The organism is Nonomuraea sp. NPDC049129 (genome assembly GCF_040648495.1).
Classification (GTDB): domain Bacteria; phylum Actinomycetota; class Actinomycetes; order Streptosporangiales; family Streptosporangiaceae; genus Nonomuraea.
On record NZ_JBEZDU010000006.1, the window covers coordinates 621,247 to 641,226 of the forward strand.

A 19,980-nucleotide genomic window follows, 5' to 3' on the forward strand; every position below is an offset into this window, starting at 1 on the left:
GATTGACAGGTGACCAACGTGGACGATGTCCTGTCCGGCCTCGACCCGGAGCAGCGCGAGGTGGCCGAGGCCGTACGCGGTCCCGTGTGCGTTCTCGCAGGTGCGGGCACGGGTAAGACCAGGGCGATCACCCACAGGATCGCCCACGCCGTACGCAGCGGGGTCGTCGACGCCCCCAGCGTGCTGGCGGTGACGTTCACCACACGGGCGGCGGGGGAGCTCCGGCAGCGGCTGCGGGCGCTGGGGGCGCCGGGGGTGCAGGCGCGGACGTTCCATGCCGCGGCGCTGCGGCAGCTCACCTACTTCTGGCCGCGGGTCATCGGCGGCGAAGCGCCCTCGGTGATCGAATCCAAGCTGCCGATCCTGATCGAAGCCTGCCGCCAGATCCGGAAAAATCCGGACCGGTCCGAGCTGCGGGACATCGCGGCGGAGGTCGAGTGGGCCAAGGTCACCCAGGTCGGCCCCGAAGACTACGCCGCGGCCGCCGCCAAGTCCTCCAGGACGCCTCCGGTGCCCGCCGAAGAGGTGGCCCGGCTCTACGAGGCGTACGAGCGGATCAGGCGCGAGCGGCACCTGGTCGACTTCGAGACGATCCTGGAGCTGACCGCCGCGGTGATGACCGAGCACCAGGAGGTCGCCACGCAGATCCGCCAGCAATACCGCTACTTCGTCGTCGACGAGTACCAGGACGTCAACCCGCTGCAGAAGCTCCTGCTCGACACCTGGCTCGGCGGTCGCGACGACCTGTGCGTGGTCGGCGACCCCAACCAGACCATCTACTCCTTCACCGGTGCCTCGCCGCGCTACCTCACGGGCTTCGCCGTCGAACACCCGAAGGCCACCGTGATCAAGCTGGTCCGCGACTACCGCTCCACCCCCCAGGTGGTGAACCTGGCCAACCTGGTCATCGCCAAGGGCCGCTCCCCGCACCGCCTCGAACTCGTCGCCCAGCGGCCCGACGGCCCCCGGCCGGTCTTCGCCGACTACGACGACGAGCCCGCCGAGGCCGCCGGAGTCGCCAGGGCGATCAGGAAGCTGCTCGACCAGGGCGTCCAATCCCGCGAGATCGCTGTGCTGTTCCGCGTCAACTCCCAGTCGGCGGCGTACGAGGAGGCCCTGTCCAAGGCCGAGATCCCCTACGTCCTGCGCGGCGCCGAGCGCTTCTTCGAACGCCCCGAAGTGCGGCACGCCGTCGTACTGATGCGCGGTGCCGCCAGATCCGCCTCCGAGGAACCGCTGGCCACGGAGGTCCACCACATCCTGGCGGGCGTCGGCCTGACGCCCACGGCCCCGGGCGGCGGCAAGGCGCGCGAGAAGTGGGAGTCGCTCAAGGCGCTGGCCGACCTCGCCGAGGACATGGCCGCTGAGGGCGCCGACCTCGCCGCCTACGTCGCGGAGCTGGAGCGGCGCGCCTCCGAGCAGCACGCCCCGCCCGTGGAGGGCGTCACCCTGGCCTCCCTGCACGCCGCCAAGGGACTGGAGTGGGACGCGGTCTTCCTGGTCGGCGTCACGGACGGGATGCTGCCCATCGTCTACGCGGAGACGCCGGAGCAGATCGAGGAGGAGCGGCGCCTGCTCTATGTGGGGGTGACGCGGGCGCGCGAGCACCTGTCGATCTCCTGGGCCCTGGCACGTGCGCCCGGCGGCCGCAAGGGACGCCGCCCGTCCCGCTTCCTCGACGGCCTCACCGGCCGCCCCGCGCGCGCCGCCACTGTCGGGTCCGGCGTCGGCGTCGGTGTTGGCTCCGGTTCGGTTACACGTGAGCGGCGGTCGGTCGCCGTTACGGTCAGCTGCCGGGTGTGCGCCAAGACGCTGGTGGCGGCCACGGAGCAGAAGCTGGGGCGGTGCGTCACCTGTCCAGCCGATTACGACGAGGCGCTGCTGGAGCGGCTCAAGGCCTGGCGCGCCGCCACCGCCAAGGAGGCCAAGCTGCCGCCGTACGTGGTGTTCACCGACGTGACACTGCAGGCCATCGCTGAGCGCGCGCCGGTCACCGAGCAGGACCTTCTGTCTATTACGGGCATCGGCCGCGTCAAACTCGACCGCTACGGGGATGCCGTGCTCGCGCTGTGCCGCGCGTGAGCCTTTTTAATACGGCTTTTGTACGGCAGGCACGGGAAGGCGCCAACCCCCGTACATGGCTGAGGGCCCTCCAGGGATACGGTTACCAGCTTCCCCGGCGGCCCGCCGTTACGTCGCGTCCCTTGGCCGTGTCCGTGGTCCGCTGCGGCCTTCAGCCGGTTGCTCCATTCGCGTGGCGTACCCGTTCTCTGGAAGAGATCAGCTGTAAAGGGGTGCCGGGTTGGTGGGAGGTGTGGGGACACGCCAGACTTAGGGGCTAATGGTGGTTGGTAGGGGGATTCGTGAACGAGGCGTTGAAGGAATTGCTCGATCTGCTCGACCTGGAGCAGATCGAGCTCGACATCTTCCGTGGCCGTAGCCCGGAGGAGCGTATTCAGCGCGTCTTCGGCGGGCAGGTGGCCGCGCAGGCGCTCGTCGCCGCCGGTCGTACCGTGCCTTCCGACCGGAACGTGCACTCGCTGCACGCCTACTTCATCCGCCCCGGCGACCCGTCCATCCCGATCGTCTACAACGTCGAGCGGTTGCGTGACGGGCGGTCGTTCACCACGCGCAGGGTCCAGGCGATCCAGCATGGCAAGGCCATTTTCACCATGTCCGCGTCGTTCCACGTCTTCGAGGAGGGCGTCGAGCATCAGGCGTCCGTGATGCCGGTCGTACCCGATCCTTCGACGCTTCCGACCTTTCAGGAGCGGATGGCGGAGATCGTCGGCGACAACTCCGAATACAAGGAGTGGCTGTCTCGGCCGCGGCCGGTCGACGCGCGCTATGCCTCGCCCCTGACATGGGAGGCGCACCGCAACCCCGAGTTGCGCAGCGCCGAGACCAACGTGTGGTTCCGCTACGACGCGGATCTCCCCGACGATCCGCTGCTGCACGTGGTGCTGGCCGCCTACGCGTCCGACTTCACGCTGGTCGACACGATCCTGCTCGCGCACGGCATGGCGTGGGGCGCGTCCGATGTCATGGGGGCCTCGCTGGACCACGCGATGTGGTTCCACCGGCCGTTCAGGGCGGACGACTGGTTGCTCTACGCACATGAGTCCCCCTGGTCCGGAGGAGCGAGGGGGCTTGCGCGGGGTGAGATGTTCACTGCGTCCGGTGACCTCGTCGTCTCCGTCGTACAGGAGGCCATGATCCGCGTGACAAAGTCACAAAATCGCAGGTAGAAAATATGTTGCCGGGTCTCGGGTTCCCGGTTTAGGGTCATGGTCAAGCGAGTCGGGCGGTCCTGCCCGACGATCCCAGAGTGGAGGTGAGTCCCAGTGATCAGCATCAACATGTCGGCCACGCCGTGGCTCGCCTTCGCATGTCGTGACCTGGTGAGGCTCGCCGATGGGCCGGCCAAGCCGCGGCAGGACAAGTCTGCCCGTCGCCAGGAGCCCGCCGTGTTCGCGCATGCCCGCTATGCAGCGGCCGCGCCGAGCGCTCCTGTGTACGTGGCAGCAGCCAGTGAATTGCCGACCCAGCAGATCACCAAGGGTGGACTGCGTGGTCCGCATCCCTGGAGGGATGTGCCGGTCATAACCTGACCGGCAACAAGCCTCCAGGCCGCGGATCCGCAGACGGATCCGCGGCCTCTTTGTTTGTCCGTGATCCCCGACCACCCACGAGGTGCCCGACCGAGATCAAAAAGATCGATCAGAAGGAGAACGTGATGGGGGCGAAGACGATCATGGACCTGATCGACGAAGCCAAAATCCCCTGTCGTACCGACCCTGACCTGTGGTTCGCAGAGTCGCCGGAGGACGTGGAGTTCGCGAAGGCGCTCTGCGGCGGCTGCCCGATCCAGAAGGCCTGCCTGGCTCGCGCGCTCGAGCGCGAGGAGCCGTGGGGCGTCTGGGGCGGCGAACTGATCCTCCGGGGAGCCGTTGTTCCCCGCAAGCGGCCCCGCGGTCGTCCGCGGAAGCACCCGGTCGCTGCCTGACCCACAATCCCCCCGTCCCCATCGAGCAGAAAGCAGACAGACAGATGAACCCGTTCTCCACGAGGAGCCTCAAGGTGCCGTATCTCTACCATGAACTGGTAAATGACCGAATACAAACCCTCCACCGCGAAGCCGAGGAGCAGCGTCTCGCCGCCCGCATCCGTCGTGTGCAGCGCGCACGCCGCGATGTCGAGCGGGCGAACGAGCGCCTCAACCGGGCTCTTGGCCAGGGGGTCTGACATGGGAGATCCTGCCGCCGGCGCAGGATCTCCCGTTGCGGGCTCTTAGTTGATCCAGCGGTTTTTCCACGCAGTTGATCTAGCCAGCCAATTGTTCCGTTGATCCACGCGGAGTGAGTGAGCGGCCGGGCGCATCCAGCGCCCGGCCGCTGTTCGCGTTCAGGGATCGACGCATCCAGCGCCTGGCTCGCGTCGCGTTCAGGGGCCGACGCATCCGCAACCACTGATCGGGGTCGCTACGGTCGTCGGGCCCTTCGCGCCCGTTTCGACGTCGGCGAGCATCTTCGCGCGTTCTTCGGGCGAGGTGAACCGACCGCGGGCGACAACGGCGTGAATCCGCCGGGTGCTGGCGATGTTGTCGAGCGGTTTGGCGTCCAGCACCCGGCAGCTACTGGCCGGGTTCGGCTTCGAGGTAGGCAAGGACCGCCATCACCCGGCGATTGTGGTCGTCGGACGGCGGTAGTCCCAGCTTGGCGAAGATGTTGTTGGTGTGCTTGCCGATCGCCTTGTCCGTGACGAACAGGCGGCCGGCGATCGCGGCGTTGGACATGCCCTCGGCCATCATCGCGAGCACCTCGCGCTCCTTCGGGGTCAGCTCGCCGAGCGGCTGATCCCGTTCCCGGCGGGTGAGAAGTTGGGAGATCACTTCGGAGTCCATAGCGGTGCCGCCCGCCGCCACCCGGCGCACCGAGTCGACGAACTGCTCCACATCGCCGATCCGGTCCTTCAACAGGTAGCCCACTCCGCCGGCATGGTCGGACAACAGTTCGCGGGCGTAGAGCTGCTCGACGTACTGCGAAAGGATCAGAACGGGCAACCCCGGCTGCCTCTTGCGCGCTTCAAGAGCGACGCGCAGCCCCTCGTCCGTCAGTGTCGGCGGCAGCCGTACGTCGATCACGGCCACGTCCGGCTGATGTCGGATGAGTGCGTCGAGCAGCATCGGCGCGTTGTCGACGGCCTCGACCACCTCGAAGCCGTGCGCCGACAGCAGGCGGACCAGGCCGTCTCTCAGGAGTGTGAGATCTTCTGCGATGACAACGCGCACGGTAACTCCATGGTGAGCTGACTTGGGCCGCCGGGGGGACTGTGTACGGCGAGTGTTCCGTCGAAGGCTGACAGGCGGCGCCGGATGCCGTCGAGGCCGGTCCCGGCCGCCGGATCGGCGCCGCCGCGTCCATCATCGCCCACGGTCAGCCGCAGGATGCCGCCCTCGTGGCGCAGCCGTACCCACGCCTTGGCGGCGGTGCTGTGCTTGGTCACGTTCGTCAGGGCTTCGGCGGCTGCGAAGTAGACCGCGGACTCGACGGGCGGCGCCGGACGGGCGGGCAGGTCGATGTCGATCTCCACCGGGATCGGGCAGAGCAGTGCGGCGGCCTGGATCGCGCCCGTGAGCCCTCGGTCGGCGAGCACCGGCGGGTGGATGCCGCGCACCAGGTCGCGCAGGTCGATGAGGGCTTGCCCGACGGATTCCCACGCCTCTCCTACCAGCTCGCGGATCTGATCAGGGTCGCTTGCGCTCTTGGCCAACCCGAGGTTCATCCGTACCGCGATGAGCCTGGCCTGCGCGCCGTCGTGCAGGTCGCGCTCGATCCGGCGCACCTCGGCGGCCTGCGCGTCGATGGCCGCCGCCCTGGACTCGGTCAGCTCCCTGACCCGTCCCGCCAGGGAGGACGTGGACCGCAGCAGCCGTTCGGTCAGGCGTGCCTGGAGGGTGTGCAGCAACGGGACCGCGACGAGCGTGATCGCCGTGAAGGCCAGGATGGCCAGCAAAAGGGCGAGCGCTATCACCCCGCTGGGTAACCCGATGGACCCCGTCGGCGACGCCGTGGGCAGGCCAACGATCACGCCGGCGAAGGACAGTACCGCCCCGAAGGAGACCAGGCCGATGGTGATCAGGCAGGCCGGTCCGACGACGGCGTGGACGGCCAGCCAGGCCACGTCGCGCGCGGTGGGGTCCCGCCGACGCGCCTCCACGATCTCGTGGCCGAGCGTCCGGGCCGCTCGGGCGCGCTGGAAACCGGTCAGGGCCCGGACCAGGACGAGCACGCGGGCCAGCAGCGGCCGGCCGAGCCCGCCCACAGGGACCAGCAGTGCGCACCCCGCCAGCAGGAGGAGAAGCAGCCACGCCGCCACGCCCGTGGCGGCGTTCACCAGCAGCCCGGCGGGGGCTCGGAAGACGCGCTGAATCCTGCTCACCTCAGCAGTCTGCCCGCTTGGCACCGTGTAGGCGGTAGGCGCAGCCCCACCACGGAGGGGGAGAAATCCCCCCCCTCGTGGTGGGCGCAGGCCGAGGGAAAGAGCCGGGAGGAAGCGCTCCACCAGACCTGGCCACACTTGCTCCAGCGCCAGGACCGGCTGTCCGTCAGGTGACGGCCTTGGGGCAGATGCCTACCGTCGGTGGAGTCCGATCCCCGGCCTCCTGCCGGGGCCGGGACCGTCCCGAATGTCACTGGCGGACTAAGCGGGCATCCGTCGTCCAGCGGGCAGGAGCGCCGGGTCCTCCTGGGCCGACCACAGGCGGGCCGACATCCAGGCGATTCCCGCGGCCGCCACCGCCAGGCCGATCAGATAGACCGGGAGCGGGACCACGTTCCGTAGTGCCCCGGGGATCATGCCGGCCGCGTAGAGCACGACCGCGAGGGCCGGCAGCCTGCCCGCCCGCAGCGCCGCCATGCTGAAGGTCAGAACCCCCGCCAGCAGTACGACCGAGGTGATGAGGAATGCCTGCCCGGTGCCTCCGGCCAGCAGTTCGGCCACCTTGGCGCTGCCCAGGAGCGGGAAGACGTAGTGCAGGGTGTACTCGATGGCGTAGGCCCCGGCCAGGCCCGCGGCGTTGAGCAGGTAGCCGATCAGGCCGAGAGCGCCGGCCGTACCGCGAATGAGCAGGAAGAGGCCGGTGATCGCGAGTAAGCCGGTCAACGCCCCGAAGGGGGCGATGGCGTGGGTTAGCGTTGTCTCCGGCAGCAGGCCCGCGCGGCGGAAGACGTTGATCACCAGCAGTACGGCGCAGGCGAACCCGGCCATGGCGGTGGCGCGGTAAAGAGCCGATGAACGCATGTCAGAGCCCCTATCTCGATGGGTGATAACGCTCGTTATGATGTTCGTTATCGCCCGTTAGGGTAAGGAGGGTGCGGAGAGACGTAAGCACCTCGAAAGAAGTCGGCGAGTTGCGCGGCGACCTGCTCGCTGCGGCCATGCGCGTTCTTCGCGAGCATGGGGCGGCGCACCTGACGCTCCGGCGCGTGGCCGACGAGGCGCGGACGTCCACGATGGGCATCTACACGTGCTTCGGTGGGCGGGCGGGGCTGCTGGAAGCGGTTTATCGGTACGGGTTCGACGTTCTGCGAGAGGCGCTGCTGAGCTCGCTCGACGGCCACTCGCAGCCGTACGAGCGGATCATGGCGGTGGCCTGCGGATATCGAGAGTTCGCGCTGGCCGATCCGGCGCTCTACGCGTTGATGTTCGAGCGGCCGCTGCCTGACTTCGACCCGTCGCCGGAGCTGCGACAGGACGCGCTCGGGCGGACATTCAGCCTGCTCACCGAGGCCATGGCGGGTTTAGCAGAGCCCACCCGGATGGCCTACCTGGTGTGGACCACGATCCACGGCCTCGTCAGCATCGAGCTCACCTGCTCGCTGCGCAGTCCGCTGCCCGGTTGGTTCCTGGATTCGCGGGAGGAGGGCGCGCGCGTGCTCGCCGACGGGGTGAGCGCCCTGCTCAGAGGCCTGCGCCTATCGGCCGAGCCGCCCGGTCCCCGTTAACCCTCCTGGCCGCCGCGGAGATCAGGGCGGTCTGGTCGCGGAGGGCGTCCAGGGTGCCGGGTCGCCGCAGCCCACGTACAGGGCCCGGGCCGGGCTGGAGTGCGCCGGTCAGTATCGCGTGCTTGATCACCTCCAGGGCGACCCTGCCCCGCGAGGACCTGGACCTGGCCTACACCCGCAATGCGCTCAGGGTTTCAAAAGATATCTTACATCGCATCTCGTATATGACCGGAATCTAGGTTACAGTCGCGTGAATTAGGACTTCAGGGACTTTCCCCTGACAAGAAGGGAGATCGTGAGGGGGTCGTCCGATGTGGCCCGAGGACACGGACCACACCGGCGCAACGGCTCCGCTTCCTTGAACCACACACCGGACCGCACGGACCTCGGGAACGCCGTTGGCGCGGCGCCGCCGGGAACGCATTCCGGCCGGTCCGGCGTGGCCACTGCACTGACCTGCAGCATGGAGCTTGAATGCAGTCTAACTCCGCCATGCCCGCCCAGACCGTACCTGCGACAGCGCGGCCCGCACGGTCGCGGCTTCGCTGGACCATCATCGCGCTCTCGGGCGCCGGTCTGACGATCGCCTACCTCGACCGGTCCAGCCTCAGCGTCGCCAGCACGTACATGCAGCACGACCTGGGCTTCGACCAGACCACGAAAGGAATCCTGCTCTCCTCCTTCTTCTGGACGTACGCGATCTTCCAGCTGCCCTCCGGCTGGCTGCTCGATCGTTTCGGCCCGCGAGTCGTCTACCCGATCGCCGTCGTGTGGTGGTCGCTGTGGACCGCCGCCACCGCCCTGACCCGTGGGTTCGGCACGCTGCTGATCTGCCGGCTCGGTCTCGGCATCGGTGAGGCGCCGGTGCAGCCGGCCAACATCAAGGTGGTCTCCGCCTGGTTCCCGCGCAGGGAACGCGCCCTGGCCTCCAGCCTGTTCGACACCGGACAGCAGGTCGGCGTCGCGCTGTCCGTCCCGGTGGTCACGGGGCTCATCGCCGCTTTCGGGTGGCGTACGGCCTTCGTCGTGATCGGCCTGACCGGCCTGGTGTGGGTCATCGGCTGGCTGAAGATCTACCGTTCGCCGCAGGAACATCCGAAGATGTCCCAGGCGGAGCTCGACTACATCGAGAGCGGCGACGCGGCCGTGCCCCAGACCGGCACGCCGATGCGCTGGCTGTCCCTGCTGCGCTACCCCACGGTATGGGGGCTGGTGCTGGGTTACATCTGCCGCTCGGCCACCGGCGCGTTCTTCCTCACCTGGTATCCGAGCTACCTCGTGGAGGACCGGGGATTCACCATCCTCCAACTCGGCGTGTTCGGCTCCATCCCGGCGCTGCTCGGTGTGGCCGCCACGGTCGCGGGCGGAGCCTTCTCCGACTGGCTGGTACGGCGCGGTGTCCCCATCGCCCGGGCCCGCAAGATCCCGATCATCAGCGGGATGCTGCTCGCCTCCACGATCGCGCTGACGACGTTCGTCCCAGGGAACGTGGCTGTCATGGTTCTTCTGTCCGTCAGCAACTGTGCCCACTCCTTCGCCGGTGCGGCCATTCTCAGCTTGCCGGCCGAGGTCGCTCCGTCATCCACGGTGGTCGGCTCGGTCGCGGGCTTCCAGAACTTCGGCTCGCAGATCGGCAACATCATCAGCCCGATCCTCATCGGCGTCTTCCTGACGATCAGCGGTAACTCCTACACCGGGCCGATGCTCTTCGCGGGCGCGATGGCGATTCTTGGCACGCTGATCTACGGGTTCGTCGTGCGGATCCGGCCGCTCAACGAGGGTGCGACACCGGATACGCCCGCAGAGAGCAGGGGTTGATCGATGCTTGACCTGACCGAGAAACTGGCCGACGTCGTGGCCGTCACCGTAACGCCGTTCGACGCGGGCGGCGCCGTCGACCTGGACACGAACGCCAAACTGGTACGAAGGATCGTCGACGCGGGCGTCAACGTGATCACGCCCAACGGCAACACCGGCGAGTTCTACGCCCTTACCCCGGACGAGCGGCGCCAGGTGCTGGAGTCCACTGTGGCCGCCGTCGGAGACGACGCCACCGTGCTCGCCGGGGTCGGCCTCGACGTCCCCGGTGCCATCGAGGCCGCTCGCCACGCCCGTGATCACGGCGTACGCATGGTGATGGTGCACCAGCCTGTCCATCCGTACCTGTCGGTGGACGGCTGGGTGGACTACCACCGCGAGATCGCGGACGCGCTCCCCGACCTGGGCATCGTCCCCTACATTCGCAGCCCGCGCGTCGCCGGCGCGCAGGTGGCGCGCCTCAGTGAGGCGTGCCCGAACGTGATCGGCGTCAAGTACGCCGTCCCGGATCCGGTGCGTTTCGCCTCTGTCGCCCGTGACGCCGGACTGGACCGGTTGGTCTGGCTGTGCGGGCTTGCCGAACCGTACACACCGGCCTACTGGGCGGTCGGCGCCCGCGGCTTCACCTCCGGCCTGGTCACCGCGGCCCCGGAGCTGACGCTGCGGATGCGCGACGCACTGCGCGCGGGCGACTATCCGGCGGTCATGGAGGTGTGGGACCTGATCCGGCGGTTCGAGGAGTTACGTGGCGCGGACGCCTCGGCCGACAACGTGTCGGTGGTCAAGGAGGCGCTGGCCCAGCTCGGCCTGTGTCGCCGCGACGTGCGTCCACCGAGCCGCCTGCTGCCGCCGGCCGTACGGGAGGAAGTGGCATCCGTGCTGGCGGTTTGGGGAGGGACGACATGAAGGTCGCCGCGCTGAAGACGTACATGCGGCGTGTCGGAGAGCGTCCGCGCCTGCTCGTGAAGATCTAGACCGACGAAGGGGTGACCGGCTGGAGCGAGGCGTACAACCACGGCCCCGACTACGCGCACCTCCCGGTGCTGGAGTACATGTTCCAGCAGATCAAGGGCGTCGATCCAAGGCGAGTCGAGTATGTGGTGCGCAGGCTGATCCAGGAGGCCCGGTTCCCGCCGGGCGCGATCAGGCTGGCCGCGATCTCGGCGATCGACCACGCGTTGTGGGACATCCCCGGGAAGGCCGCAGGGTTCCCGGTGTACCTGCTGCTCGGCGGGCAGGTACGGGACCGCGTCCCGGTCTACTGCGGCGTCTACACCGCCCCCGACCCGTCGGTGTGCCGCGACCTCACGCAATCGCTGAACGAGTAGTACGGCTTCACCGCCTTCACACTCAGCCTGTACCGCCGCGACCTGCACGCCGGGCGCTGGGGGAACGTCTGCCGGGAGGCGGTGGACTAATTCGCCGAGATCCGCTCGATCAGCCCGCCCGAGCGGGAGTACGCCTTCGACGCGCACGCCCGGATCTTCGAGCCGCGCCAGGCGATCCAACTCGGGAAAGCGCTGACCCCGCACGACCCGCTGTGGTGCGAGTAGCCCATCCGGCCGGCCTGGGGGCATTTGCGGCCCAGCTCGACGTGCCCCCGGCCACCGGCGAGTCCCTGTTCCTGCCGCAGGACCTCCTCACCCTGCTGGCGGCGGGGGGCGCCGACATCATCCAGCCGGACATCTGCGTCGGCGGCAGACTCGCGCAGATACGCAGGATCGCCGCCATCGCCGAGGCGCACTTCGTGAGCGTGGCCCCGCACAACCCGATGGGCCCGCTGGCGACAGCGGTGAACGTGCACTTCGCCGCTTCGCATCACGGGCTGAAGATGCCGGAGTACAAGCCCTGCGAGAAGACCTGGAGTCCGGTGCCGTACCTGCCCGTGGACGGTTATCTGGAGCTACGCCCGGATCGGCCCGGCCGGGTGGGGGAGATCGACGAGGCCGCGCTGAAGGCGGACGACTACGTCCACTGGGAGCGCGCCCTGCCCATCCGCCCCGACGGCTCGACCGGCTACGTGTGACGAACCGCTCGCCGTCATGTACGGCGAGGGGCCGCAGCTGGGCTCAGCTGACCGGTTACGGGGTGGCTGACTGCTCGCTGTCATGTACGGCAGCAGCCGCAGCTGGACTCGGCTGACCGGCTACGTGTGGCTAATCGCTCACCGTCATGAACGGCGAGCGATGGTCACATTTGGGCTCAGCTGACTGGCAGCGCCTCGTCGTCGGGGTCGTCGGCGAAACCCGGGACCCAGCGGATCACCTCGTCTCGAAAGCGGGCCGTGGTGCCCAGTTGACAGAGGACGCCGACGCCCGCCGCGTGCACCCGGTGGATGAGCACGTAGGAGACCGGCAGGTTGAGCTGGCGGACCACGTTGGTGGGGCGGAGGTCGGTGACGCTGGCCGCCTGGGCCTGGAACCATTCGCGGCTGAAGGTGAACTCCTCGACCGCCGTCGGCTCGACGTAGGGGGAGAGGAAGGAGCGCAGGGCGTCGCCGTCCACCTCGATCTCTGGGCGGATGAAGCCCTCGGCGCGCAGGCCCGCGACCACGCTGTCCATGTCGCCCTGGTTGAAGATGCGGGTCAGTTGCCCGAAGGATCTGGGATAGCCGTCGGGCAAGCGGTTGACGGCTCCGAAGTCGAGGACGCCCAGCTTGCCGTTGTCGAGTATGCGGAAATTACCGGGGTGCGGGTCGGCGTGCAGCATGCCGACGCGGGCCGGTGAGCAGAACAGGAAGCGGACGAAGAGCAGCCCCGCGTGGTCACGCTGCTCCTTGGTGCCGTCGGCGATGACCTGGGACAGGGGAGTGCCGTCCATCCACTCGGTGACCAGCACCATCTCGTTGGCGGCGACGACGTCGGGAACGTGGAAGTCGGGGTCGTCCATGAAACCGAGGGCGAACGCGTGCTGGGCCTCGGCCTCGCGCAGGTAGTCGAGCTCCTCGGCGATGCGCTCGCGCAACTCGGCCAGCACCGCCTTGATGTCGAGGCCGGGCATCAGCACGCCGAAGAGCTTGCCGAGCCGCGACAGCTGGGCGAAGTCGCCGAGCAGGGCCTTGCCCGCACCCGGATACTGGATCTTCACCGCCACGTCGCGGCCGTCATGCCAGACCGCCCGGTGCACCTGGCCGATCGAGGCGGCGGCGGTCGGCCGGTCGTCGAACGACTCGAAGTAGTCGCGCCAATCGTCACCGAGCTGCTCGGCGAGCACCTTGTGGACCGTGGCCACGGGCAACGGCGGGGCCGATTCCTGCAGCTTGGTGAGCGTGGCGCGATAGGGCCCGACGATCTCCTGAGGCAAGGCAGCCTCGAAGATGGACAATGCCTGCCCGACCTTCATCGCTCCGCCCTTGAGCTCGCCGAGGACCTTGAAGATCTGTTCGGCGGTGCGCTGCTGGATCTCCTGGGCGACGATCTCGGCCGGTTTGCCGCCGATCCGTTTGCCGAGCCCCAGGGCGGCGCGGCCGGCGTAGCCGAGTGGAAGAGTGGCCAGCTTGGCGGAACGCGTTACGGCGCGGCGCGGCAGATCGCTCACACTGAAGCGCGGCATCGTGGCTGAGACACCGCTTCCCCCCTTCGAGGTTCCCCGTACTGCGTCAGCCCATCGCTTGCGACTGACATGACCATTCTGGGCGATACGGATCGTTTCGCATACAACGACATTGCGGATGCTGGGTCCATGACCTGGTTTTCCACTGCCAATCAGGCATGACGTCCAGTGTGCCGTTGGTCACAACAGGGTCGCGACCGTCGATGTAAGCGAGGGCGTGGCCCGTCGCGGCGGCCGCCACCAGCGTGGCCAGGGTCGCGTCGCAGGCGATCTCGCCGGGTGGGTAGCCGCCCAGTCGCGCGGTGACGATGGGCCACGCGGGGTCGGTGTCACGGCGCGCCAGGTCGAGGCAGTGCAGGCAGGCGGTCTCGCCGGGGAGGACGAGCGGTCCCACGGAGCCGTGGCCCTCGAAGGCGGACACGAGCAGGTGGGGGATGGACAGGACGGTCAAGTCGTTGACCAGTACGCCGTCCAGCGGGGTGACCGGGGCCAGGATCACCAGATCGGGACGGTCGGAGCCGTCACCCAGGTGAGGGCCACCGGCCCGCGCGTCGGTCGACGGCATCGAGGGCGTGCCGGGAAGCGCGGCGCCGTCCGCCAGCTGGGCCGCCGCACGGGAACGCGACGAATTCCTACTTCGCCTACCTGCCCCATCCGTCCCATCGGTCCCAACCGCCGGTCCACCCGGCCTATTGGTCCCACCCGGCCCGCCTGGCCCACCGGGCCCACCCGCCCGTCCCTCGGCCACGTCGCCCAGAGCCGCCGTGCCTCGGGACACCGGGCCTGGAGTCGCGGGCCCTCGGGCGGTGTCGTTTCGGGCGGCCGGGCCCGGAGCCGCAGAGCCTTGAGACGTCGCCCCCGCCCCCGGGCCTCGGGTGGCCGGGCTTGGAGCGGCCGTGCCTCGGACCGTCGGGGCAGGCGCCGCGGAGGCTCGAGTCGCCCGACCTCGGGCAGCCGGACCTGGAGCCATCAGGCCTGGAGCCGTCGGGCCTGGAGCCGTCGGGCCCGGAAGCGCCGGGGCCGGCGGCGGTGGGCTGCCGGAGGTGAGGCGGCGGGCGAGCGCCACCGCCCCGTCCTGGCGGCTCCTGCCCAGCTCCGACCACGTCAGCCCACCCGGCGTGAGGTCGCACGGCCGGGTCGGCCCTTCGTCGAAGACACGGATCGCCCCTACCCCGCACGCTGCCAGCAGCCCCACCACCTGCGCCCCCACCCGCCCGGCCCCGTAGACCCGTACCCGCGCCCGCCGCCGCCGCGCGAACGAGCCGCCGCCCAGATCGAGGGCATCGAGGTCGGGAGCCAGGCGATCACGTTCCCCGAGAGACAGGCGAATGGGTGGGAGCGCCGCGTCCTCCAGCACCCCCTGCTCGGCGAGTCGATCCAGCATCGCCCGGCAGTCCGCCTCGGCAAGACCGGCGGCGGCGCCGTCACGCAGCACCTGGCCCAGGTCGCGGGTGCCGTCGAGCCCGGACACCCACCGGTGGACCGAACCCGTCACCAGGACGGCCCGCAGGGGATGCGCCCCCAGTTGCAGGGTCTGCTCGTCGCGGACGATCCGCCGGAGGGCGGGCTTCACACGTGGCCTCATGGCGGGCAAGACTGCCACCCCGAACCAAGATCCCGAGCGCCTTACGAGCCGCCTGTGGATAACTCTCCGCCACCAAGGCCCCGAGCGCCGAACAATCGCACCTCCTGTGGACAACTCCCCGCCGTTACGCTCAGCCCATGAACGCCACGAACCCCACAACCCCCACGAACGAACTCCTGGTGGACCGCAGAGACGACGGAACCGTACTGATCACCCTCAACCGCCCCGACAGACGCAACGCCATGACCGACGGCATGACCGACGAGTGGCGCGAGACCATGGCCGCCCTGGCCGTCGACCCGGGCGTCCGCTGCGTGATCGTCACGGGGGCCGGCACCGCGTTCTCCTCCGGCGGCGACCTGTCCTGGCTGGGGGAACGCGGGGTGGAGACGGTGCCGAAGCTGCGTGACCGGATGCTCGCCTTCTACCGCACGTGGCTGGCCATCACCGAGCTGGAGGTGCCGACCATCGCCGCCGTCAACGGCCCGGCGGTGGGGGCGGGTCTGTGCGTCGCGCTGGCCTGCGATCTCGTGTACGCCGCCGACGACGCAAAGCTGCTGGCCCCGTTCACGAAGCTCGGTCTGCATCCCGGGATGGCGGCCACGTACCTGCTGCCGAGGAGGGCGGAGGCCCTCGGCAGGGAGATGCTGCTGACCGGCCGCACGGTCATGGGACCGGAAGCCGCCGCTAAAGGTCTTATAAATCAATCTTTCCCAAAAAATGACCTTATGTCGGAAGTAGAGGCCATCGCCCAGACCATCGCGCAGAACGCCCCGATTGCCACAAGACTCACCAAGGTCGCCCTGAACCAGGACCATCAACACCTGGACGCCGCTCTGCGCTGGGAGTCTCTCGCGCAGCCGGTGACCATGGCATCTGCCGACATGATCGAGGGACTGACCGCGCATCGGGAAAGGCGCATGCCCAAATTCACCGGGTCTTAATCATCTGACCAGCAGAAACAACCTCTCCCCCTCTGTGGAATTTCGCCAGTCTCGGCTAACGTGCATATGTGCCCCCCGAGACAGTCGAGGTCCGTCGCAGTTCTCGTCGCCGGCGTACGGTCTCCGCCTACCGCGACGGCGACAAGACGATCGTGCTCCTGCCCGCCTGGCTGAGCGGCGAAGACGCTGATGAATGGGTGAGCCGGATGCTTGATCGGCTTGCGGCCAAGGAGAACCGGCGAAGACCGACCGACGAGGCCCTCCTGGAGCGGGCCAAAGAGCTGTCGGCGAAGTATCTCCACGGCAGGGCCATGCCGGCCAGTGTGCGCTGGGTGGACAATCAGCAGCATCGATGGGGATCATGCACCCCGGAGAACGGCACGATCCGGATCTCGACCCGCCTCAAGGGTCTACCTGAGTGGGTCATCAACTACGTGATCATCCACGAGCTCGTACATCTGCTCGTCCCCAGCCACGGCGCCAGGTTCTGGGCGCTGGTCGAACAATATCCCAAGGCGGAGCGGGCGCGTGGGTTCCTCGAAGGATTCTCCGCCGCCGCCCACACGGCACCGGAGGAGTGTTGACGCGCATAGCCGCGGTCCTCGTACGGCAGAGCATGGCGCAGGCCGCTCCCGAGGGCATGGATCCGGACGAGTTCCTGGAGGCCATGGCCGAGGACACCTACGAGATGGTCGCCGGACTCCAACTCGTCACCCCCGTCCTGGTCACCAGCGTCCCGGGGCTCGACGCGATCGTCTGGCCCGGCACCGAAGTGCTCACGATCGACGAGGACGAGCCGCTCAAGGCCATCATGAGCCGGTTCGACGGTGATCAGGCGGTGGTGATCGGCGCCGACGCGCCCGACCTGCCGCCCCTGCTGGTCGGCAAGCTCTTCCGCGAGCTCGGCCGCGCCCAGATCACGCTCTGTCCGGCCGAGGACGGCGGAGCCGTGGCGCTGGCCTGCGGCCTGCCCATGCCCGACTGGGCCGACCCCGACCTCGACGACCCCGACCCGGTGACGACCCTGCGCGCCCAGGCGCCCGGCCGCCGCATGGTGGCCACCGGCCCCGGCTGGCACCGCCTGCGCACCCCCGAAGACCTCACCCGGCTCGACCCCGGCCTGGAGGGCTGGGACAACCTCAGGGCACTGCTCAAGGCGTACTGAGCTCCACGAACCCAAAGCGAACCCAAGAACTCAAGGCACGCTGAGCTCCGCGAACACCGCCCGATGGTCCGTGCGCGGCACGGTGTGCACGCTGACCTCCTTCACGCCCACCCGCTGGTCCACCAGCACATGGTCGATCGTGATGATCGGCGGCACCCGCTTGTTGGCCGGCCAGGTGGGGATCAGCCCCGCCCCGACCTGGGCGGCGGCGTCCTTGTAGCCGCGGGACAGCAGCCGGCGCATGGGTGTGTGGTCGAGCGTGGCATTGAAGTCGCCCGCCAGGACGCGCACGGTGTCACCCGAAGCCGCGGGGAGCCCGTCCAGCGCCTCGATCCACTGCGTCACCTGGGGGCCGAGCGGCGGAAAGGGATGTACGTCCACGAACTCCACCGGCTTGCCGCCGGGCAGCGAGACCATCGCCGCGGGCATGTTGTGCCCGACCGGCGGCACCAGGTTGTAGATCGGCTTGAGCGGATGCTTGGAGTAGAGCCCACTGCCGCTCGCGGACCATTCCTCCTGCAGCACCCGGTAGGGCATCAACCCGGACAGCCCGGCCGCGTCGAGCGCCTCGACGCCGTCGGGCGTGAGCTCCTGGGTGCTCAGCACGTCAGGCTCGTAGCGGCGCACCAGGTCGAGGATCGTCTGCGGGTCGGCCCTGCCGAACAGCATGTTGATGGTGAGCACCCGGAACGGCCGGCCCGCCGTGGTGTCGGCCGTACCCAGGGCCCTGGGCAGGACGGCGAAGCCGAAAGCGGCCGTGGTGAGCAGCGCCACCGCGGTCGCGGCGCGCTTGCGGCTGAGCGCGGCGATCAGCAGCGGGACGAGCGAGCCCGCGGCGGCGTACGGCGTGGCGGTCATGAGCTGGGTGGCCAGCGAGCCGCGTTCGAGCCCCGTCACCCTGGTAAGTGCCCAGGCCGCGAACGGCGTCAGGGCCAGCCAGGTCAGCGTGGTGCCGGGGAACTTACGCCGTTTGCGGGCGGGTGTAACGATCGTGCCGCCGACTGAGCTCTCGGTGTGCACATAACCCCCTCGGAACGGTACGGCCCACGCGGACTCTAACCAAGTGCGCGTGAGTCCGCCGTCAGCGCCACGCGGCCACGTGCGGCCAACCGCCGGGTCGCCTCGTCGGAGAGCTCCGGGATCTCGTCGATCGGAAACCAGCGCAGGTCGAGAGACTCCTCGCTGATCACCGCCTCGGCGCCCGCCGGGGCCACGGCCGCGTACTCCACGTCGAGATGCCAGCTGTGCGGGGGATGGCACCAGACCTGGTGTTTGTCGAGGGCCAGCGGCCCGGGCAACAGCTCCAGATCGGGAATGCCCGACTCCTCCACCGCCTCGCGCAACGCGACGCCCGCGAGGGAGGTGTCGGAGATCTCACAATGTCCGCCCATCGGCAGCCACATGCCCGCCTTCGGGTGCAGCGTCAGCAGCACCCGCGCGCCGTCGTGCGACAGCACCGCGGTCGTCGCCGTGAGATGGCCCGGCACGCACTCGCGCAGCATCGCGTCGTCGTGCGTGCGCAGGTGATCGAGGAACTCGGCGCGCAGCGACTCCTCGCCGGGCGACGGCGCGGTCCAGTCGGAGAGCGTGGCCACCGCGTCCTGGCGCAGGCTCAACTCTGGTCGTCCTCGTCGGGCTTGGCCTCCAGCTTGGAGATGTCCCAGGCGGCCTCGCCGCGGACGAACGCCTCGGGGTCGTCGAGGTCCTCGGCGTGCGGTAGCAGGTCGGGGTGACCCCACAGCGCGTCGCGTCCGTCGACGCCGCGCGCCTCCTTCAGCGCCCGCCACAGCGCCGCCGCCTCGCGCAACCGCCTGGGCCGCAGCTCCAGCCCGACGAGCGTGCCGAAGGTCAGCTCGGCCGGACCGCCAGTCGCGCGGCGCCGGCGTACGGTCTCGGCCAGGGCGACGGCCGAGGGCAGCTTGCCCTCCGCGGCGTCGTCGACCACGGTCGCCACCCAGCCCTCGACCAGGGCGAGCATCGTCTCCAGGCGGGCCAGCGCGGCCTTCTGCCGCTCGGTCTCCTCGGGCTTGAGCAGCGCGCCGCCGCTCAACGCCTCCTGGATGGCCTCGGGGTTGTTGATGTCGAGCCCGCGGATCTGCTCTTCGAGCGCCGAGGTGTCGACCGTTATGCCCCTGGCGTATTCCTCGACGGCGCCGAGCAGGTTGGCCCGCAGCCACGGCACATGCTGGAACAACCGGTGGTGCGCGGCCTCACGCAGCGCCAGATAAAGCCGGATCTCGTCGGCGGGATTGTCGAGGCCCTGGCTGAACGACGCGATGCCGCCGGGCAGCAGCGCGGCCGTGTCGGACAGCGGCAGGCCGATGTCGGTGGTGCCGATCACCTCGCGGGCGAGCGAGCCGAGGGCCTGGCCGATCTGCTGGCCGACCATCATGCCGCCCATCTGCTTGAGCATGCCCATCAGCGGCCCGGCCATCTGCTGGGCCTCCGGAGGCAGGCCCGCGCCGCCGAGCGCACCGCCCATGGTCTCGACCATGCGCGCGGCGATCGGCTCGCAGAGCGTGCGCCACACGGGGACGGTGTTCTCGATCCACTCGGACCGGCTCCACGCCTGCGGGTTGGACACGCCGCTGGGCAGCGCCGTCGCCTCGTTGAGCCACAGATCGGCCAGGCGCAGCGCCTCCACGATCTGGCGGCGCTCGCCTTCCATGACGCTCGGATCGCTCTCGGCGACCACGGCGTGGCGGGCGATGTTCTTGGCCATGTCCCAGTTGACAGGGCCGGAGCCCTGGGGCGCCGACAGCATGTCGGCGAACTGGCGCATCGCCTGAGCCATCTGCTCAGGGTTGCCGAACATGGCGAACGGGTTCTCGTTGGGGTCGTTTTCGCGACCTGGCAGGTCAGTCACCGCTCTACCTCGTGCAGGATGGAGGAGTCCACATCCGCCACGTT

General features: G+C 69.2%; 22 protein-coding genes. 13 read left to right on the plus strand and 9 right to left on the minus strand.

What is annotated here, in order from left to right; genetic code table 11:
• Window positions 1–18: 18 nt before the first annotated feature.
• The 5 genes from AB0B64_RS22455 (at window position 19) to AB0B64_RS22475 (ending at window position 4,245) form a co-directional block, all read left to right on the plus strand.
• Window positions 19–2,082, plus strand: a complete 2,064-nt coding sequence (locus tag AB0B64_RS22455) for an ATP-dependent DNA helicase UvrD2 (protein ID WP_357944619.1) — start codon at window positions 19–21, stop codon at window positions 2,080–2,082.
• 281 nt (window positions 2,083–2,363) lie between these two features.
• The gene (locus AB0B64_RS22460; protein ID WP_358179397.1) at window positions 2,364–3,248 is read left to right on the plus strand and encodes an acyl-CoA thioesterase II; all 885 of its coding nucleotides are present in this window, start codon (window positions 2,364–2,366) and stop codon (window positions 3,246–3,248) included.
• A gap of 96 nt (window positions 3,249–3,344) precedes the next feature.
• Window positions 3,345–3,611 (plus strand): hypothetical protein, encoded by a 267-nt coding sequence (locus AB0B64_RS22465; RefSeq protein WP_358179399.1) that lies wholly within the window; start codon window positions 3,345–3,347, stop codon window positions 3,609–3,611.
• Window positions 3,612–3,736: 125 nt separating this feature from the next.
• A complete protein-coding gene (locus AB0B64_RS22470; protein ID WP_185068409.1) occupies window positions 3,737–4,006 on the plus strand; it encodes a WhiB family transcriptional regulator in 270 nt (89 codons plus the stop codon).
• Between the two features lie 44 nt (window positions 4,007–4,050).
• Window positions 4,051–4,245 carry a hypothetical protein gene (locus AB0B64_RS22475; protein ID WP_357944464.1) on the plus strand — a complete coding sequence of 65 codons (195 nt, stop codon included), beginning with the start codon at window positions 4,051–4,053 and terminating at the stop codon, window positions 4,243–4,245.
• Window positions 4,246–4,443: 198 nt separating this feature from the next.
• Here AB0B64_RS22475 and AB0B64_RS22480 read toward each other — a convergent pair whose 3' ends face one another.
• The 4 genes from AB0B64_RS22480 to AB0B64_RS22495 all read right to left on the minus strand — a co-directional run bounded on the left by AB0B64_RS22480 (window position 4,444) and on the right by AB0B64_RS22495 (window position 7,302).
• Window positions 4,444–4,626 carry a hypothetical protein gene (locus AB0B64_RS22480; protein WP_358179401.1) on the minus strand — a complete coding sequence of 61 codons (183 nt, stop codon included), beginning with the start codon at window positions 4,624–4,626 and terminating at the stop codon, window positions 4,444–4,446.
• A gap of 7 nt (window positions 4,627–4,633) precedes the next feature.
• Window positions 4,634–5,290 carry a response regulator transcription factor gene (locus tag AB0B64_RS22485; protein WP_358179403.1) on the minus strand — a complete coding sequence of 219 codons (657 nt, stop codon included), beginning with the start codon at window positions 5,288–5,290 and terminating at the stop codon, window positions 4,634–4,636.
• Window positions 5,254–6,441 carry a histidine kinase gene (locus AB0B64_RS22490; protein ID WP_358179405.1) on the minus strand — a complete coding sequence of 396 codons (1,188 nt, stop codon included), beginning with the start codon at window positions 6,439–6,441 and terminating at the stop codon, window positions 5,254–5,256. Before AB0B64_RS22490 ends, AB0B64_RS22485 begins: the two co-directional genes overlap by 37 nt.
• 261 nt (window positions 6,442–6,702) lie before the next feature.
• Window positions 6,703–7,302 (minus strand): hypothetical protein, encoded by a 600-nt coding sequence (locus AB0B64_RS22495; protein WP_357944472.1) that lies wholly within the window; start codon window positions 7,300–7,302, stop codon window positions 6,703–6,705.
• Between the two features lie 71 nt (window positions 7,303–7,373).
• On the opposite strand from AB0B64_RS22495, the gene AB0B64_RS22500 reads away from it, so the two are divergent.
• The 5 genes from AB0B64_RS22500 to AB0B64_RS22520 all read left to right on the plus strand — a co-directional run bounded on the left by AB0B64_RS22500 (window position 7,374) and on the right by AB0B64_RS22520 (window position 11,850).
• A complete protein-coding gene (locus AB0B64_RS22500; RefSeq protein ID WP_357944475.1) occupies window positions 7,374–8,006 on the plus strand; it encodes a TetR/AcrR family transcriptional regulator in 633 nt (210 codons plus the stop codon).
• 474 nt (window positions 8,007–8,480) lie between these two features.
• Window positions 8,481–9,824, plus strand: a complete 1,344-nt coding sequence (locus AB0B64_RS22505; protein WP_357944478.1) for an MFS transporter — start codon at window positions 8,481–8,483, stop codon at window positions 9,822–9,824.
• Between the two features lie 3 nt (window positions 9,825–9,827).
• Window positions 9,828–10,730, plus strand: a complete 903-nt coding sequence (locus AB0B64_RS22510; protein WP_357944480.1) for a dihydrodipicolinate synthase family protein — start codon at window positions 9,828–9,830, stop codon at window positions 10,728–10,730.
• A gap of 80 nt (window positions 10,731–10,810) precedes the next feature.
• Window positions 10,811–11,152, plus strand: a complete 342-nt coding sequence (locus AB0B64_RS22515; RefSeq protein WP_357944483.1) for a hypothetical protein — start codon at window positions 10,811–10,813, stop codon at window positions 11,150–11,152.
• A 212-nt stretch (window positions 11,153–11,364) separates the two neighbouring features.
• Entirely contained in the window at window positions 11,365–11,850 is a 486-nt protein-coding gene (locus AB0B64_RS22520) for an enolase C-terminal domain-like protein (protein ID WP_357944486.1), read from the plus strand.
• A 176-nt stretch (window positions 11,851–12,026) separates the two neighbouring features.
• On the opposite strand, the gene AB0B64_RS22525 is transcribed toward AB0B64_RS22520, so the two are convergent.
• Window positions 12,027–13,361, minus strand: a complete 1,335-nt coding sequence (locus AB0B64_RS22525; RefSeq protein WP_357944488.1) for an AarF/UbiB family protein — start codon at window positions 13,359–13,361, stop codon at window positions 12,027–12,029.
• Between the two features lie 61 nt (window positions 13,362–13,422).
• A complete protein-coding gene (locus AB0B64_RS22530) occupies window positions 13,423–14,961 on the minus strand; it encodes a hypothetical protein (protein WP_358179407.1) in 1,539 nt (512 codons plus the stop codon).
• A 137-nt stretch (window positions 14,962–15,098) separates the two neighbouring features.
• On the opposite strand from AB0B64_RS22530, the gene AB0B64_RS22535 reads away from it, so the two are divergent.
• The 3 genes from AB0B64_RS22535 to AB0B64_RS22545 all read left to right on the plus strand — a co-directional run bounded on the left by AB0B64_RS22535 (window position 15,099) and on the right by AB0B64_RS22545 (window position 17,070).
• The gene (locus tag AB0B64_RS22535) at window positions 15,099–15,905 is read left to right on the plus strand and encodes an enoyl-CoA hydratase-related protein (protein WP_357944492.1); all 807 of its coding nucleotides are present in this window, start codon (window positions 15,099–15,101) and stop codon (window positions 15,903–15,905) included.
• Between the two features lie 68 nt (window positions 15,906–15,973).
• Complete coding sequence (locus tag AB0B64_RS22540) at window positions 15,974–16,489, plus strand: M48 family metallopeptidase (protein WP_225300554.1); 516 nt, start codon at window positions 15,974–15,976, stop codon at window positions 16,487–16,489.
• A complete protein-coding gene (locus tag AB0B64_RS22545) occupies window positions 16,486–17,070 on the plus strand; it encodes a DUF2064 domain-containing protein (RefSeq protein WP_358179409.1) in 585 nt (194 codons plus the stop codon). The genes AB0B64_RS22540 and AB0B64_RS22545 overlap by 4 nt, the downstream gene beginning before the upstream one ends.
• A gap of 30 nt (window positions 17,071–17,100) precedes the next feature.
• Here the strand turns inward: AB0B64_RS22545 and AB0B64_RS22550 are convergent, their stop codons facing one another.
• Genes AB0B64_RS22550 through AB0B64_RS22560 form a run of 3 tightly spaced genes read right to left on the minus strand, consistent with a single transcriptional unit; the run spans window position 17,101 to window position 19,936 of the window.
• Window positions 17,101–18,090: an endonuclease/exonuclease/phosphatase family protein gene (locus AB0B64_RS22550; RefSeq protein ID WP_357944498.1), complete on the minus strand. Its 990-nt coding sequence runs from the start codon at window positions 18,088–18,090 to the stop codon at window positions 17,101–17,103.
• A gap of 35 nt (window positions 18,091–18,125) precedes the next feature.
• On the minus strand, window positions 18,126–18,686 hold the full coding sequence (locus tag AB0B64_RS22555; RefSeq protein ID WP_357944500.1) for an NUDIX domain-containing protein: 561 nt from the start codon (window positions 18,684–18,686) through the stop codon (window positions 18,126–18,128).
• Window positions 18,683–19,936 carry a zinc-dependent metalloprotease gene (locus AB0B64_RS22560; RefSeq protein ID WP_357944503.1) on the minus strand — a complete coding sequence of 418 codons (1,254 nt, stop codon included), beginning with the start codon at window positions 19,934–19,936 and terminating at the stop codon, window positions 18,683–18,685. Before AB0B64_RS22560 ends, AB0B64_RS22555 begins: the two co-directional genes overlap by 4 nt.
• Window positions 19,937–19,980 lie beyond the last annotated feature (44 nt).